This window comes from Variovorax sp. PEI5 (assembly GCF_056679935.1).
This window is the reverse complement of sequence record NZ_JBWXPH010000003.1, coordinates 131,170-147,829: the sequence shown is the minus strand read 5'-3', so window position 1 is coordinate 147,829 and position 16,660 is coordinate 131,170. Positions and strand designations below refer to the sequence as shown.

Below are 16,660 nucleotides of genomic sequence, written 5' to 3'. Positions count from 1 at the left end.
AATCTATGCCTTCGATCGCAGCAAATTTCATTGTTTTCCGACGCCATTGCAGTGAATACTCCGGCGCATGACCCGCCTCGCCTGCCAGCCGCAGTGAAATGTCCGACCTCGACCGCACCGACCGCAAGATCCTCGACGTCCTGCAACGCGAGGGCCGGATCTCGATGACCGACCTGGCGCAACGCATCGGACTCTCCACTTCCCCTTGCGCGGAGCGCGTGCGGCGCATGGAGCGCGATGGCGTCATCACCGGCTACCACGCCCGCGTGTCGCCTCGGGCCCTGGGCAAGACGCTGCTCGTGTTCGTGGAGATCACCCTGACGTCCAAGTCGGGTGACGTCTTCGATCGGGTGCGCGACGAATTGCTCCACGTGCCCGACGTGCAGGAATGCCACCTGGTCTCCGGCGGTTTCGACTACCTGGTCAAGGCACGGCTGGGAGGCATGGACGAATACCGGCGCCTGCTGGGCGACATCCTGCAGAAACTCCCCGTCGCCGCGCAGTCGCACAGCTATGTGGTCATGGAGGAGCTGAAGGAGTCGCTGGCCCTGAGGACCGATCGCTGACGCCTGCGCTCCGGCTCCCACCGCTCCTCCCATGAAATCGACGAATCCGACCATCGACCCGCCCAGGTTCCTGGACGGACTGCGCGTGCACCATCGCGACGACGAGGAACAGCTGTGCAGCCGGCGGGTGCGGAGCGACGTCTGGTGCGGCCGGCTCGACGTCGCGCCACTGGAGCGACGGCCCGCGCTGTCACGGTCGATCGCCAGATCCGACCTGGAGACGGGCGCCGTCCAGGTGCTGTGGACCTCCAGTCTCGCCGGCGCCTGGGCTCGCCACGAACACGACATCGCGCGGGCCTCGGGATGGCTGCGCGACGCCGGGCTGGCGCATGACCTCGGGACGACGGACGCCGAGTTGATGGCTTGCTGCGGAGCGCATTTCCATCACGATGCCAACCGCTATGGCGGCAAGGCGTTCTGCAACCTGTTCCTGAGCGAGGACCAGGGGCAGGACGTCTACTTCCCGGCTACGGGCCAACGCATCGCGCTCCAGCCAGGAACGATCATGGTCTTCGACACCGGCAATCCCCATGGCGTGGTCGCGCGCGGCACCTCACGTTTCGAGCCACGGGACTTCCCGGTCGAGGAACGATGCGTGCAGATCTTCGCCAGCTGGGAGTTGCCGATCCGCGTCTTCCAGTCCGACTTCGACAAGGTCGATCCGGCCGATGTCCATGGCGTGCCGGGCGCCTGGCTCGATGACGCTCCCATGCGCGTCTGCCCGACCACCGGTCGCTTCCTGCGACCGGACGAACCTCAGGACAGCACGTAATCGAGGCGGGCCTCGTAGGCCAATTGTTCGCGTACCACCGCGCGAGCCTCGTCGTCGGCGAAATTCATCAGCATGCCGGCGACCTGGCTCTCGTCGAGCTCGAACAGCCATTCGACGACGTCCCGCTGCTCGAGCGAGAAGCCCGACTGGTGGCCGAGCTGGAAGAAGCGAGCGGCGGTTTCCTTGGGTGCCAGCCTGCGCATGTCGAGCAGTTCCAGCACGAGGCTGACCTGCGAGGCGTCGAGGGGCAAGGGCTGGGCGGACGACTGCGCGAGAGAGGTCATGGCGAGGATTTCCTGAGGAAAGGTGGAGGTTGCGAGCCGCTGCGGAATGCGCGGATTCGCGTTGCCTGAAGCGTCGCCGAATCGAGTGGCGACCCACCAGGCCCCAACCTTTCAAAACCTTCCAAGCCGTGAAGAAAGTCGGAATTCGCGCGCCGTCCGGAAACCGCGTGGCGCGCGAGCCACAACCCCCCCACCGGCCCCGCTCAGGCCTCGAGCGAGGGCAGCTTGTCGATCAGCTTGTCCACCGTGATCGGATAGTCGCGCACCCGGATGCCGGTGGCGTTATAGACCGCGTTGCCCACCGCCGCACCGACACCGCAGATGCCCAACTCGCCCACGCCCTTGGCCTTCATGGGCGAGGAGATCGGATCCGTCTCGTCCATGAAGATGACGTCCTGATGCGGCATGTCGGCATGCACCGGCACTTCGTAGCCCGCGAGGTCGTGGTTGACGAAGAAGCCGAGTCGCTCGTCGATCGCCAGCTCCTCCATCAGGGCCGCACCGGCACCCATGGTCATGGCGCCGATCACCTGGCTGCGCGCCGTCTTCGGATTCAGGATCCGACCGGAAGCACAGACCGCGAGCATCCGCCGCACCCGCACCTCGCCGGTATAGGCATTCACGCCGACCTCGACGAAATGCGCGCCGAAGGTCGACTGCTGGTACTGCTTGTCCAGCTTGCCGAACTCCAGCGTGTCCTCGGCCACCAGCTCCTGGGTCGCCACCTCGGTCAGCGCCATGCTCTTGCCGCCGGCACTCACCCGGCCATCGGCGAAGGTGACGGCGGCGGCATCCATGCCCGCACGCTGGGCCACCATGTCGCGCAACTTGGCGCAGGCCGCATAGACCCCCGATGTCGAACTGTTGGCGCCCCACTGGCCACCCGAGCCAGCCGACACCGGGAACGTCGAATCCCCCAGCTTGACCACCACGCGCTCGATCGGCACGCCCAGCATCTCGGCGGCGGTCTGCGCGATGATGGTGTAGCTGCCGGTGCCGATGTCGGTCATGTCGGTCTCGACCGTGACGACGCCCCGGCCATCCAGACGCACGCGGGCGGCCGACTTCTTGACCGCGTTCTCGCGATACGCGGCGGCGACGCCGATGCCGACCAGCCACTCGCCATCGCGCACGCGTCCGGGCGTCGGATTGCGCTTGCTCCAGCCGAAGCGCTCGGCGCCCACGCGCAGGCACTGCACCAGCTGGCGCTGCGAGAACCTGCGCGTCGGATCGGCCGGATCGACCTGCGTGTCGTTCATGACGCGGAACTCGATCGGATCGAGCTTCAGGCGCTCGGCCGCCTCGTCCATGAAGGCTTCGAGCGCCATCAGGCCGGGCGCCTCGCCGGGCGCGCGCATGGCGTTGCCCTCGGGCAGGTCGAGCATCGTCAGGCGCGTGCCGGTCAGGCGATTGGCACCCGCGTAGAGCATCGCCGTCTGCGCCGAACCATCCTCCGGATCGCCGCCGGACAGGTTGCCCGACCAGGTCTCGTGCGCGACCGCGGTGATCTTGCCCTGCGCGGTCGTGCCCAGCCGGATGCGCTGGACGGTGGCGGGCCGGTGCGTCGTGTTGTTGGCGATCAGGGGCCGTTGCAAGGTCACCTTCACCGGTCGTCCGGCGGCACGCGCAGCCAGCGCCGCCATCAGGGTGTCGGTGCGCAGGAACAGCTTGCCGCCGAAACCACCGCCGACGAAGGGCGAGATCACGCGCACCTTGGACTTCGGGATCATCAGGGTCTTGGCGAGGTCACCGGTGAACCAGTCCACCATCTGGCTGCTGGTCCAGACCGTGAGCTGATCGCCATTCCACACCGCCGTGGTGGCGTGCGGCTCCATCATGGCGTGCGAGTGGTCGGGCGTGGTGTAGGTCAGGTCCAGACGCATCTCCGCCTGCTCGAACGCGCTGGCGAAGTCGCCGACCTTCTTGTTCTTGTCGGTCGTGCGGCGCTGCGTGTCCTTGGCCTTGGCCAGGTCGTAGACGCCCGGTGCCTTGTCGTAGGTGACCTTCAGCAACTGGGCGGCAGCGCGCGCCTGCTCGAAGGTCTCGGCGACGACGACCGCGATGGCCTGGTGGTAGTGCTCGATGGTCGGGCCGCCGAGCAGCCGAGCCGTGTTCATCGAGCCCTTGCCCAGCTTACCGGCATTGGCCGCGGTGACGATCGAGATCACGCCGGGCGCGGCCTTGGCGGCGGCCTGGTCGATCGACACGATGCGGCCCTTGGCGATGCCGGCGCCGACGACATAGCCATAGGCCTGGCGTGGCGCGACGTCATGGTGCTCGTAGGCGTAGCGCGCCGTGCCCGTGGTCTTCAGGCGGCCGTCGACGCGATCGAGCGGCTTGCCGACGACCTTCATCTGGTCGATCGGGTTGGTGGTGGCGGGGGTATCGAATTTCATGGGTTACTTTCTCGCTTGGGCCAGGGTGGCAGCGAGCGTGCGCTCGACCAGCGGCAGCTTGTAGGCGTTGTGTTCGGTCGGCTTGGCGTCGGCGAACAGCGCATCGGCGACCGCCTTCGAGCCGCGCGGCAGCAAGGCGTCGGCGCTGGCCATGCGCCAGGGCTTGTGCGCCACGCCACCGATGGCGACGCGACCGCGACCATCGGGCTGCACGATCGCCGCGACCGAGACCAGCGCGAAGGCATAGGAAGCGCGATCGCGCACCTTGCGATAGATGTGCGTGCCACCCACCGGCGCCGGCAGGGTGACGGCCGTGATGAGTTCGCCGCGCATGAGCTCGGTCTCGATGTGCGGGGTGTTGCCCGGCAGCCGGTGGAAATCGGCGATCGGGATGACGCGGGCCGAGCCATCCGGGCGCAGGGTCTCGACCTGGGCATCCAGCACCCGCATGGCCACGGCCATGTCGCTCGGGTGCGTGGCGATGCAGGCCTCGCTGGTGCCCACCACCGCCAGCTGCTTGCTGAAGCCGCCGATGGCCGCGCAGCCACTGCCCGGCTGGCGCTTGTTGCAGGCCTGGTTGGTGTCGTAGAAGTAGGGGCAGCGCGTGCGTTGCAGCAGGTTGCCGGCGGTGCTGGCCTTGTTGCGCAGCTGACCGGAGGCGCCCGCGAGCAGGGCCCGCGAGAGCACGCCGTAGTCGCGCCGCACGCGTTCGTCGGCCGCCAGCTGGGTGTTGCTGACCATCGCGCCGATGCGCAGGCCGCCTTCGGCCGTGGCCTCGATCGTCTTCAGGCCCATGCGGTTCAGGTCGACCAGATGCGCCGGCGTCTCGATCTCCAGCTTCATCAGGTCCAGCAGGTTGGTGCCGCCGGCGATGAAACGGGTCTCGGGCGACGTCCGGGCCTTGGCCAGGGCGTCCGTGGGCGAACTGGCGCGTTCGTAGGTGAAGCTCTTCATGCCTTGATCCCTCCCACTTCCGAGACCGCGTCGACGATGTTGCTGTAGGCGCCGCAGCGGCAGATGTTGCCGCTCATGCGCTCGCGCAGCTCGGCGACCGACATCAGCGGCTTGGCCGTGAGGTCGCCGGTGACGTGGCTGGGGATGCCTTGCTGCATCTCCTGCAGCGTGCCGACGGCCGAGCAGATCTGCCCGGGCGTGCAGTAGCCGCACTGGTAGCCGTCGTGCTTGACGAACGCCGCCTGCAGCGGGTGCAGCTGCTGGGGCGTGCCCAGGCCTTCGATGGTGGTGACCGAGCCGCCATCGTGCATGACCGCCAGGGTCAGGCAGGAGTTGATGCGCTGGCCATCGGCCATCACGGTGCAGGCGCCGCACTGGCCGTGGTCGCAACCCTTCTTGGTGCCGGTCAGGTGCAGGTGCTCGCGAAGGGCGTCGAGCAGCGTGGTGCGCGTGTCGAGCTCCATCTGCTGGACCTTGCCATTGACCGTGATGGACACCCGGGACAGGGTGGTGTCGGCGGGGCCGGTCTTCATGGGCGCCACGTTGGCGGCATTCTGGGCCGCGGCCGGGGTCGCGCAGATCGCGGTCGAGGCCGTGGCGCCGGCGGCGGCCAGTACGCCGCGCCGGGTCATCGGCAGTTGTCGATTGAGGTCCATGGAATTCTTCCTTGTTCGTGGGTCGGTGGTCGCGATCCGCGCATGCCCGGCGCCGGGGGCCTGGGCACGGGTCGGCGATCCGTCGCTCCAGTATGGGAAGGGGGGTCCGGCACGCCTCGTGGGATCCGGCGTGTTTGCTCGTAGGAATTGATGCGCTGAATTCCCCCCGGCGCGAGATGTCTCTACGGGCAAGCGCGATGTTCAAACGCGTGGCCCGCTCCTATCGTCGGAACACGTGAACAGGAGACCTCCACCCATGTCCCGATCCTTCCCCGACCGCCGGCCCCCGACCCGGCTACTGGCCCTCGCCGCGTCCGGCCTGCTGCTGTCCGCCTGCGGCGGCGGCTCCGACGGCGACGCGCCGCCGTTCCCGGCCCCACCCCGGCTCGCCGCCGCCACGCCGGCCACGCTGCGCTCGTGCACCGACCTCGCGACCCGCGCTGCGTTCGCCAATACCACCTTCAGCGCCGCTACGCTGGTGCCGGCCGGCACCCTGACCGTCGCCGGACAAGGCGTCGGAGAGCACTGCCAGGTCACCGGCCGCATGTTCAGCCGCATCAGTCCGGTCGACGGCCAGACCTATGCCATCGGTTTCGAGATGCGCCTGCCGCGCGACTGGAACGGGCGCTTCTTCCACCAGGTCAACGGTGGCACCGACGGCGTCGTCGGCACCGCCACGGGCGGCCTCGGCGGCGGCGGGCCGCTGTCCAACGGCCTGGCCCAGGGCTTCGCGGTCATCACCTCGGACGCCGGCCACGGCGCGGCGCAGAACCCCCTCTTCGGCCTCGATCCGCAGGCGCGGCTCGACTACGGCTACCAGGCCGTCGGCAAGCTCACGCCGATGGCCAAGGCGCTGATCGCCACCGCCTACGGCAAGGCACCGGACCGCTCCTACCTGGTCGGCTGCTCCAACGGCGGACGTCACGCGATGGTGGGCGCGGCGCGCTACGCTGACCAGTACGACGGCATCCTGGCGGGCAATCCGGGCTTCAACCTGCCCAAGGCCGCCGTCGCGCAGCTCTACGGCGCCCAGCAGTTCAATGCCGTCGCGACCAGCGCGACCGACCTGTCGACCTCCTTCACCGTGGCCGAGCGCGCGCTGGTCGCCGCCCGGGTGCTCGACCGCTGCGACGCCCTCGACGGCGCCACCGACGGCCTGGTGCAGGACGTGCAGGCCTGCAAGGCCGCCTTTTCGCTCGAGCGCGACGTGCCGACCTGCACCGGCGCTCGATCGGGCGCCTGCCTGAGCGGCGCGCAGAAGACGGCGTTGAACCACATCTTCACCGGCGCCCGCAACAGCCGGGGCGAGGCGATCTACGCGTCGTTCCCGTGGGACGCGGGCATCACCAGCACCAACTGGGCAGGCTGGAAGTTCAGCTCCTCGATCGGCGCGGCGCGCGACCCGGTGGCCGTGGGCTTCATCTTCCAGGTGCCGCCGGCGCCGGTCTCGATCCTGGCCGACACCCGGGCCTTCGCGTTGAACTTCAGCATGGACACCGACGCCCCGAAGATCGCCGCCACCAGCGCGCTCTACACCGAATCGTCGCTGTCGTTCATGACGCCGCCCGAGGCGGGCAACCTGTCGGCGCTGCGCGACCGGGGCGCGAAGATGATGGTCTATCACGGCATGAGCGACGGCGTCTTCTCGCCCGACGACACCGCCGCCTGGTACGACCGGCTGCGCGGTGCCTACGGAGGCGTCGCCAGCGACTTCGCCCGGCTCTACCTGGTGCCCGGCATGAACCACTGCGGCGCCGGCCCCGCCACCGACCAGTTCGACATGGTGAGCGCACTGGTCGCCTGGGTCGAGCAGGGCCGGGCGCCCGACCGGGTGATCGCCTCGGCGCGCGGGCCGGGCAATGCCGGCGGCGTCAACACCGAACTGCCCGCGAACTGGTCGGCCACCCGCACGCGGCCACTGTGCCCCTATCCGCAGGTGGCCCGCTACCAGGGCACCGGCGACACCGAGAGCGCGGCGAGTTTCAGCTGCCAGTGAGCGCGGGGTCGGCCGGGTCGGCCGGGTCGGCCGGCGCCACCATGCGTTCCAGCAATGCGAGGTCGACCGGCGCCAGGCCGGCATGCCGCGCACGCTCCAGTGCATAGCGCGACAGCGCCGCCGCGGTCGGCGGCAGGGCGCCGGGCAGGCGCTGCACGGAGGCCAGCGCGCGCTGCAGCGCGATGCCGACATCGACCGCCGTGGCGCCGTAGCGGGCGATCGGCATGAAGGCGTCGTCGACCATCTCGGCCTCGGCCAGTGCCGGGGCGCTGATGCGGTCGAAGCTCACCTCCGGCCGGCCGTCGGCATCGCGCGCGGCCTTGCGGGTGGACCAGTGGCCGAGCGCCTTGACCATCGCGGTCATCACGTCCGTCACCGTGCCCGGATCGTTGACCGCCCCCGACAGCGCGCGCGCCGCGATCTCGCCGAGCACCACCAGGCCGAAGCGCGGATCGTGGTCGAAGCTGCGTCCGGCGCCGACCAGCACGGCATCGCGGATCTCGGCCCGGGCGGTGTCGTCGAGCTCGCGGTCGCTGCTCACCAGGGCCGTCGACGGATCGACGAAGGCGCCGGGCAGGGCATGCAGATGGAATTGCGCGTCGAGCCGCTCGGCGCACTTCTGCAGCAGGTCCATCGACACGTGCTGCACGAAGCCGGTCGTGGTCGCGTCGACGCCATGGCCGCCGCGCACGCCCTCCTGCTGCGGCTGCCCGCCCAGGAAGGGCTTCTCCAGGCGCTGGTCCATGGCCGCGCGCGTGGCCGCCTCGACGCGCCGGATCGTCTCGCCCAGCCGGCCGAGCACCGACAGGTAGTCGATCCAGCGCAGCAGCACGACCACGACCACGCCCAGCATGACGATGGTGAAGCCGAACAGCACCAGCCGGCCGCCATCGCCATAGACATGGGCATGCAGGCCGATCAGCGCGATCACGCTGTAGAGGAAGGCGCCGATGAACACCGCCAGCGTGGTCTGCACCGTGCTGTCCTCGATCAGCAGCTGCGAGGCGCGCGGGGTGGCGCTGTTGGCCACGGCGCCGAAGGACGCCACCATGGTGCTGGCCGAGAAGATGGCCACGGTCAGCATGCTGGAGGCCAGGATGTTGAGCAGGCTGTCGATCGAATCCGACCCCAGCTGGAGCGCGACGTGCGCCGGGATCCAGGGCCCCAGCACGGTCGAGAGCGCCACGGCCAGCACCGCGAACAACGAGAACAGGGCGCAGCGCCACCAGGTCTTGCGCATCGTGCGCTGGAGCAGATAGATCAGTTTTTCGGACATGCGCCGGAGCATAGGCGAGCGCGCGCACCCCGCGACGCACCAAAGCGGACCCCATGCGCCCGAATGGCCCGCCGGCGGGCCGTCCGACGACCGATCGCGGGGCATCGCGCAGCGCGGCCGGCCCGTTTCGCGTCACGCGAACCCCTGGGCGCATGGCACGCAACTTGCTCATGAGAACACGCCAGGGCCGGGGCATCGCTGCCTCCGACCCCGGTGCTTCCGCTAACGAAGGCGGGATTGATTGAAGCGGACCCGACGCCATGCGCCGAGGGTTCGTCCGTTCCAACCCGATTCGCATCCCTTCCCTGGCGGGAGTTCCCTGCATGCGCGCTGCCCCACGGCACGCCACGCCGCCCTCGCTGCCGCCCCGGAATCGATCGCACGCAGGACCCCACATGAAAATCGCAGTCATCGGCCACGGCATGGTCGGCCACAAGTTCCTCGAACAGCTCCACGACCTCGGCGTGCCCGATGTCCAGGTCACCATCCTGTGCGAGGAGCCGCGCGCGGCCTACGACCGCGTGCACCTCTCCGAATTCTTCGCCGGCAAGACCGCCGAGGACCTGACGATGGTCGAGGACGGCTTCTTCGACCGCAGCGGCTTCTCGCTGCGGCTGGCCGCGCGCGCGGTCGCCATCGAGCGGCGCGACAACACCGTGACCACGGCCGATGGCGAGGTGCTGCCGTACGACAAGCTGGTGCTGGCCACCGGCTCGGTGCCGTTCGTGCCGCCGGTGCCGGGCCGCGACCGGCCGAACTGCTTCGTCTACCGCACCATCGAGGACCTGGTGGCCATGAAGGAATGCGGCGCGCGCTCGAAGAGCGGCGTGGTGGTCGGCGGCGGCCTGCTCGGGCTCGAATGCGCCAAGGCGCTGCGCGACATGGGGCTGGACACCCACGTGGTGGAGTTCGCGCCGCGCCTGATGGCGGTGCAGGTCGACGACGGCGGCGGCGCCGCCCTGCGCGGCAGCATCGAGGCGCTGGGCCTGCACGTGCACACCGGCCGCAACACGGTCGAGATCGTCGATGGCGCCACGGCGCGCCACCGCATGGTGTTCTCCGACGGCACCTGGCTGGAGACCGACATGATCGTGTTCTCCGCCGGCATCCGTCCGCGCGACGAACTGGCGCGCCAGAGCGTGCTGGCCGTGGGCGCGCGCGGCGGCGTGGCGGTGGACACCCACTGCCGCACCAGCGACCGCGACATCTACGCCATCGGCGAATGCGCGGCCTGGAACGACCAGACCTTCGGCCTGGTGGCGCCGGGCTACGAGATGGCCCGCGTCGCCGCCCGCCACATCGCCGGCCAGGCCGACGCCGCCTTCGCCGGCGCCGACATGAGCACCAAGCTCAAGCTGATGGGGGTCGACGTCGCCAGCATCGGCGACGCCCACGGCCGCACGCCGAAGTCGCGCGCCTACCAGTACGTCAACGAGCACAAGCGCATCTACAAGAAGATCGTCGTCAGCGAGGACGGCCAGCAGCTCCTGGGCGCGGTGCTGGTGGGCGACGCCGCCGAATACGGCACCCTGCTGCAGATCGCGCTCAACGGCATCGCATTGCCGGCCGAGCCGGAGTTCCTGATCCTGCCCTCGACCGACGGCCATTCCAAGGTCGGCATCGGCGTCGAGGCATTGCCCGATTCGGCCCAGATCTGCTCGTGCAACAACGTCACCAAGGGCCAGATCAACGACGCCGTGGGCGCCGGCGCCTGCACCATCGGCGAGATGAAGTCCTGCACCAAGGCCGGCGCCACCTGCGGCGGCTGCGTCGCGCTGGTCACCCAGGTGATGAAGGTCGAGATGGCCAAGCGCGGCATGGCGGTGAACAACCACCTGTGCGAGCACTTCCCCTACTCGCGCCAGGAGCTCTACCACCTGGTGCGCGTGGGCGAGATCCGCACCTTCGCCGACCTGCTGGCGCGCCACGGCCACGGCCTGGGCTGCGACATCTGCAAGCCCACCGCCGCCAGCATCATGGCCTCGTGCTGGAACGACTTCGTGCTGCGCAAGGACCTGGCCAGCCTGCAGGACAGCAACGACTACTTCCTCGGCAACATCCAGAAGGACGGCACCTACTCGGTCGTGCCGCGCATGACCGGCGGCGAGGTGACGCCCGACGGCCTGATCGCCGTCGGCCAGATCGCCAAGAAGTACGGGCTCTACACCAAGATCACCGGTGGCCAGCGCGTCGACATGTTCGGCGCCCGCGTCGAGCAGCTGCCGCTGATCTGGGAGGAACTCATCGCCGCCGGCTTCGAGTCCGGCCACGCCTATGGCAAGTCGCTGCGCACCGTGAAGAGCTGCGTCGGCTCGACCTGGTGCCGCTATGGCGTGGACGACAGCGTCGGCCTGGCGGTCGAGCTGGAGAACCGCTACAAGGGCCTGCGCGCGCCGCACAAGATCAAGTTCGGCGTCTCCGGCTGCACCCGCGAATGCGCCGAGGCGCAGGGCAAGGACGTCGGCATCATCGCCACCGAGAAGGGCTGGAACCTGTATGTCTGCGGCAACGGCGGCATGAAGCCGCGCCATGCCGAGCTGCTCGCCACCGACCTGACCAAGACCGAGCTGATCCGCCTGGTCGACCGCTTCCTGATGTTCTACGTGCGCACGGCCGACCGCCTGCAGCGCACCAGCACCTGGCGCGACAACCTCGAGGGCGGCCTCGACTACCTCAAGGGCGTGGTGGTGGCCGACACGCTGGGCCTGGCCGCCGAGCTGGAGGCGCAGATGCAGCATGTGGTGGACACCTACCAGTGCGAATGGACCACCGCCATCAACGACCCGGCCGTGCGCCAGCGCTTCCGCTCGTTCGTCAACAGCGACAAGCCCGACGAGCACATCGTCTTCGTCAACGAGCGCGGCCAGATCCGGCCGGCCAACGCCGACGAACGCGCCACCGCCACGACCATCGACGCCGTCGCCGCATGACCGACCCCGTGAACCGCCCCATGACCGCCCCGACCTCCGACATCCCCATGAGCACCGAGACCGATCCGCGCTGGACCGCCGTCTGCGCGACCGGCGACATCCTGCCCGACACCGGCGTCTGCGCCCTGGTGGACGGCGTGCATGTCGCGATCTTCCATGTCGCGGCGCGGCAGCAGTTCCTGGCGATCGACAACGTCGATCCCAAGTCGCGCGCCAGCGTGCTCTCGCGCGGCCTGGTGGGCAGCCTCGGCGATCGCGTAGTCGTCGCCTCGCCGCTCTACAAGAACCACTTCGACCTGCACAGCGGCGAATGCCTGGAGGCGCCCGAGCACTCCGTGCGCGCCCACCGCGTGCGCGTCCACGAGGACCGCGTGCTGGTCGCGCTCGCCTGAGCCCCGGTCCGCGTCCCACCCGTTTTCAGTCATTCACAAGGAACCCCATGGCCTATCTCGCCCCCGCCGAATTCGTGACCAAGATGGTCGACGCCGGTGAATCCAAGCTGCTGATGTCGACCCGCGACACGCTGATCCGCTCCTTCATGGCCGGTGCCATCCTGGCGCTGGCCGCCGCCTTCGCGGTGACCGTGACCGTCAACACCGGCAACGCGCTGATCGGCGCGATGCTGTTCCCGGTCGGCTTCATCATGCTGTACCTGCTGGGGTTCGACCTGCTCACCGGCGTCTTCACGCTGGCGCCGCTGGCGGTACTCGACCGCCGCCCGGGCGCCACCTGGGCCGGCGTGATGCGCAACTGGGGACTGGTGTTCTGCGGCAACTTCGCCGGCGCGCTGGTGGTCGCGGTCTTCATGGCGATCATCTTCACCTTCGGCTTCAGCGAGGCGCCCAACGCCATCGGCCAGCGGCTCGGCCACATCGGCGAAGGCCGCACGCTGGGCTATTCCGCGCATGGCTCGGCCGGCATGCTGACCCTGTTCATCCGGGGCGTGATGTGCAACTGGATGGTCTCCACCGGCGTCGTCGCGGCCATGATGTCGACCACCGTCTCGGGCAAGGCGATCGGCATGTGGATGCCGATCATGGTGTTCTTCTACATGGGCTTCGAACACTCCATCGTCAACATGTTCCTGTTCCCCACCGGCCTGATGCTGGGTGGCAAGTTCACGCTGATGGACTACCTGATCTGGAACGAGATCCCGACCGTGCTGGGCAACCTGGTGGGCGGCCTGACCTTCGTCGGCCTGACGCTGTACTCGACCCACTACAAGACCGGTCCGAAGCGCGCCGTGCGCTGACCATGCGGACGCCCCTGCGCGTGAGCCTGGGCCAGCACTCGCTGGCCGGCCCCGGCAAGGCGGTCAACCAGGACTTCCATGGCGCCATGCTCCCCGAGGGGGCGCTGCGCGAGTCCAAGGGCATCGCCCTGGCGATCGCCGACGGCATCGGCTCCAGCCGCGTCAGCCAGATCGCCAGCGCCGCGGCGGTGCGCGGCTTCCTCGACGACTACTACGCCACCTCGGATGCCTGGTCCGTGCGTCGCTCGGCGCAGCGCGTGCTCGACGCCACCAATTCGTGGCTGCACGCGCAGACGATGCGCAGCGATGCCCGCTTCGACAAGGACAGCGGCCACGTCTGCACCTTCAGCGCGCTGATCCTGCGCCACCGCGACGCCCACCTGCTGCACGTGGGCGACGCGCGCGTCTACCGCCTGCACGCCCACGCGCTGGAGCAATTGAGCGAAGACCACCGGGTCCATGTCTCGTCGCTGGAGTCGTACCTGGCGCGCGCACTGGGCGCCGGCTCGCACGTGGAGATCGACTACCGCCGCTGGGACACCGAGGCCGGCGATGTCTATCTGCTGGCCACCGATGGCGCCTGGGCGCACCTGGACGCGCCGACCGCGCACGAGGCGTTGATGCGCCATGGCGACGACCTCGACGCCGCCGCGCGCTGGCTGGTGGAGCGCGCGCGGTCGCTCGGCGGCGACGACGACGCCACCGTGCAGATCGTGCGCATCGATGCCCTGCCCGATGCCGCCGAGCTGGAGCGCCTGCCGCTGCCGCGCGAAGGCCTGGCCCTGCCGCCGCCGCTGGGGCCGCGCGCCCGCTTCGAGGGCTTCACGCTGGTGCGCGAGCTGCACGCGAGTTCGCGCAGTCACGTGCATCTGGCGATCGACGACGCCAGCGGCCGGCAGGTGGTGCTGAAGCTGCCCTCGGTCGACCTGCGCGAGGACGCCGACCATCTCGACCGCTTCGTGCTGGAGGAATGGGTGGCGCGGCGCGTCGACAGCCCGCACGTGCTCAAGGCCGCGACCGTCGATCGCGCGCGCGGCCATCTGTTCGTGGCGATGGAATATGTCGACGGGCAGACGCTGGCGCAGTGGATGGTCGATCATCCACGGCCGGCGCTCGACCCGGTCCGCGCCATCGTCGAGCAGCTCGCGCGCGGCCTCCAGGCGCTGCACGGCAAGGAGATGCTGCACCAGGACCTGCGACCGGAGAACGTGATGATCGACCGCGCCGGCACCGTGCGCATCATCGACCTGGCCTCCGCCCATGTCGCCGGGCTGGCCGACGGCGCGCGCGAGGACGGCCCACCCCGGCTCGTGGGCACCCTGCAGTACACGGCGCCGGAATACTTCGTCGGCGATGGCGCGAGCGAGCGGTCCGACCTGTTCTCGCTGGCCGTCATCACCTACCAGATGCTGGCCGGCCAGCTGCCCTACGGACTCCACGCCACGCGCGTGCGCACATCGGCCGACGCGACCCGCCTGCGCTACGTGCCGCTGCGCCACTTCCGCCCGGACCTGCCCGCCTGGCTGGACGCCGTCCTGCACAAGGCCCTGCAGCCACAGCCGCGCCGGCGCCAGGCGGTCGTCTCCGAGTTCGTCCACGACCTGCGCGCACCGGGGCGCGAGTTCCTGGAATCGCGACCGCCGCCGCTGATCGAGCGCGATCCGGTGAGGTTCTGGCAATGCGCCACCGTGCTGCTGGGCCTGCTGGTGATCGCGCTGGTGGGACTGCGGCTGGCCGGTCACTGAGACCGCCCGGGACGGCGCCGCCGGAACGTCACACGCAGACATAAAGAAACAGGAATCTCCAGAATTAGGATGCCTCTCAGGGGGGCGGGGGCGAAGCTGTCGGATCATCAAGTCGACCTGTACCCCGACCGAGAACGCCCATGGCCACGTTTGATCCCACGATATCCATCGTGCTCGCCACGCACAACGGCGAGGCCTTCCTGGAGAAGCAGCTCGCCAGCCTGGCCGGCCAGACCAAGCGGCCGCTGGAGCTGGTGATATCGGACGACGCCTCGGGCGACCGCACGCGGGAGATCATCCGCAAGTTCGAGCGCACCGCGCCATTTCCGGTCATCGTCAACCTGAACGATCCCGGCAAGGGCTACCGGGAGAACTTCCTGTCGGTGACGCCGCTCACCCGGGGCGACTGGATCGCGTTCTGCGACCAGGACGACATCTGGTATCCGGCCAAGCTGGAGACCTGCGCGACCTACATGTCGATCCCGGGCATCACGCAGATCGCCCACCAGGCCGATCTGATCGACGCCAGCGGCGAGCACGTCGGCCTGTTCGACCAGGGCATCCGGCGCACCGGCGTGAAGCGCCAGCTGGCCTACGACGTCTGGCAGACCTTCTGGGGCTTCTCGCTGCTGTTCGACCGGCGCATCCTGGAGGTCGTGCGATCGGACCAACGCTTCATCGACTACATCGACGCGCGCCATCTCATCGCCCACGACCGCTGGGTCTTCTTCCTGGCGCAGACGCTCGGCCACACCGTCGAGATCGCCGAACCGCTCGCCGGCTACCGGCAGCATGCCAACAACCTGTTCGGCAACGGCGCGGCGTCGGCCCGCGGCAAGTCGACCTCCGACCTCCGGATCGAGAACCGGACCTACCTGACGGCCACCACCCAGATGCGCGAGATCGTCCAGCAGATCCCGACGGGCATCGAGAAGGTCTTCCCGCTGTTCGATCGCGCCCGTGCGCTGGAGGTCTACGGCCACGCGATCCGCCAGCTGCAGGGCCGCGAGCGGCTCTATGCCGGCGAGACCTGGCGATCGGTCATCGAGTGCTTCTCGATGCTGCTGCGCGGCGACTACCGCAACGCGCAGAACAGCTCGATCCGCTGGCGCTCGCTGGCCCGGGACCTGAAGGCCGTGCTGACGGTCGCCTGATCCGCGCGATCCGGCGCCCGCCTCAGGACCGCGCGCCGTCCGCCGGCGCCGCGCCGTCGACCGCCTTCATGCCCGGCAGCCGTGGCGGCACCACGTTGCGCGCGGCCTCGAAGCGGCTGCGGTATTCCTGGCGCAGCTGCTTCCTCAGCTCGGCCGCCGCGTGCCGCCGGCGCTCCTCCGGCGAGAACGGCCGCAGCGGCGGCACCGGCGTGGGCTTGCGGTCGTCGTCCACCGCCACCATGGTGAAGAAGCAGCTGTTGGCGTGGCGGGTCTCCTGCGTGCGGATGTTCTCGGCCAGCACCTTGATGCCCACCTCCATCGACGAGGTGCCGGTGTGGTTGATCGATGCCTTGAAGGTCACCAGTTCGCCGACGTTGATCGGCTCGCGGAACATCACCTGGTCGACCGACAGCGTGACGACATAGCGCCCGGCATAGCGGCTGGCGCAGGCATAGGCGACCTGGTCGAGGAACTTCAGGATCGTGCCGCCGTGCACGTTGCCGGCGAAGTTGGCCATGTCGGGCGTCATGAGGACGGTCATCGTCAGCTGATGTGCGGGCAGGTTCATGGCGCTTTCCATCGAAAAAGTCGCGGAAGTTTAGTTGCAAACCCGGTGCTCATCGAGGCCCTGGTGGCGCGTCATCGGACGCCGAAAGAGCGCCGGTCCTGCACCGGGCAC

General features: G+C 69.2%; 14 protein-coding genes. 8 read left to right on the top strand and 6 right to left on the bottom strand.

Features of this window, described 5'->3' with window-relative positions:
* Positions 1-98: 98 nt before the first annotated feature.
* Both AC1MLT_RS20175 and AC1MLT_RS20170 read left to right on the top strand, forming a co-directional pair.
* Positions 99-566: a winged helix-turn-helix transcriptional regulator gene (locus AC1MLT_RS20175; protein ID WP_481036015.1), complete on the top strand. Its 468-nt coding sequence runs from the start codon at positions 99-101 to the stop codon at positions 564-566.
* A gap of 31 nt (positions 567-597) precedes the next feature.
* The gene (locus AC1MLT_RS20170) at positions 598-1,338 is read left to right on the top strand and encodes a hypothetical protein (protein WP_481036014.1); all 741 of its coding nucleotides are present in this window, start codon (positions 598-600) and stop codon (positions 1,336-1,338) included.
* On the opposite strand, the gene AC1MLT_RS20165 is transcribed toward AC1MLT_RS20170, so the two are convergent.
* The 4 genes from AC1MLT_RS20165 to paoA form a co-directional block, all read right to left on the bottom strand.
* The gene (locus AC1MLT_RS20165) at positions 1,323-1,622 is read right to left on the bottom strand and encodes a hypothetical protein (protein ID WP_481036013.1); all 300 of its coding nucleotides are present in this window, start codon (positions 1,620-1,622) and stop codon (positions 1,323-1,325) included. The genes AC1MLT_RS20170 and AC1MLT_RS20165 overlap by 16 nt on opposite strands.
* A gap of 203 nt (positions 1,623-1,825) precedes the next feature.
* Positions 1,826-4,018, bottom strand: coding sequence for an aldehyde oxidoreductase molybdenum-binding subunit PaoC (paoC, locus tag AC1MLT_RS20160; RefSeq protein WP_481036011.1), 2,193 nt, complete (start codon positions 4,016-4,018; stop codon positions 1,826-1,828).
* 3 nt (positions 4,019-4,021) lie between these two features.
* A complete protein-coding gene (locus tag AC1MLT_RS20155; RefSeq protein WP_481036010.1) occupies positions 4,022-4,972 on the bottom strand; it encodes an FAD binding domain-containing protein in 951 nt (316 codons plus the stop codon).
* Positions 4,969-5,628, bottom strand: coding sequence for an aldehyde dehydrogenase iron-sulfur subunit PaoA (gene paoA / locus AC1MLT_RS20150; RefSeq protein ID WP_481036009.1), 660 nt, complete (start codon positions 5,626-5,628; stop codon positions 4,969-4,971). Before paoA ends, AC1MLT_RS20155 begins: the two co-directional genes overlap by 4 nt.
* Before the next feature lie 256 nt (positions 5,629-5,884).
* Between paoA and AC1MLT_RS20145 the strand changes: the two genes are divergently transcribed.
* Entirely contained in the window at positions 5,885-7,624 is a 1,740-nt protein-coding gene (locus AC1MLT_RS20145) for a tannase/feruloyl esterase family alpha/beta hydrolase (protein ID WP_481036008.1), read from the top strand.
* Here AC1MLT_RS20145 and AC1MLT_RS20140 read toward each other — a convergent pair.
* Positions 7,611-8,900, bottom strand: a complete 1,290-nt coding sequence (locus AC1MLT_RS20140; protein ID WP_481036007.1) for a DUF2254 domain-containing protein — start codon at positions 8,898-8,900, stop codon at positions 7,611-7,613. The genes AC1MLT_RS20145 and AC1MLT_RS20140 overlap by 14 nt on opposite strands.
* 395 nt (positions 8,901-9,295) lie before the next feature.
* Here AC1MLT_RS20140 and nirB point away from each other — a divergent pair, with 395 nt between their 5' ends.
* From nirB to AC1MLT_RS20115, 5 genes are all read left to right on the top strand, one after another.
* Positions 9,296-11,830, top strand: a complete 2,535-nt coding sequence (gene nirB, locus AC1MLT_RS20135) for a nitrite reductase large subunit NirB (RefSeq protein ID WP_481036006.1) — start codon at positions 9,296-9,298, stop codon at positions 11,828-11,830.
* A gap of 47 nt (positions 11,831-11,877) precedes the next feature.
* A complete protein-coding gene (nirD, locus tag AC1MLT_RS20130) occupies positions 11,878-12,222 on the top strand; it encodes a nitrite reductase small subunit NirD (protein WP_481036420.1) in 345 nt (114 codons plus the stop codon).
* Between the two features lie 47 nt (positions 12,223-12,269).
* Positions 12,270-13,082 carry a formate/nitrite transporter family protein gene (locus tag AC1MLT_RS20125; protein WP_481036005.1) on the top strand — a complete coding sequence of 271 codons (813 nt, stop codon included), beginning with the start codon at positions 12,270-12,272 and terminating at the stop codon, positions 13,080-13,082.
* Between the two features lie 2 nt (positions 13,083-13,084).
* Entirely contained in the window at positions 13,085-14,827 is a 1,743-nt protein-coding gene (locus AC1MLT_RS20120) for a bifunctional protein-serine/threonine kinase/phosphatase (RefSeq protein WP_481036004.1), read from the top strand.
* Positions 14,828-14,967: 140 nt separating this feature from the next.
* A complete protein-coding gene (locus AC1MLT_RS20115) occupies positions 14,968-15,981 on the top strand; it encodes a glycosyltransferase (RefSeq protein ID WP_481036003.1) in 1,014 nt (337 codons plus the stop codon).
* Positions 15,982-16,003: 22 nt separating this feature from the next.
* Here AC1MLT_RS20115 and AC1MLT_RS20110 read toward each other — a convergent pair whose 3' ends face one another.
* A complete protein-coding gene (locus tag AC1MLT_RS20110) occupies positions 16,004-16,549 on the bottom strand; it encodes an acyl-CoA thioesterase (RefSeq protein WP_481036002.1) in 546 nt (181 codons plus the stop codon).
* Positions 16,550-16,660: the final 111 nt, after the last annotated feature.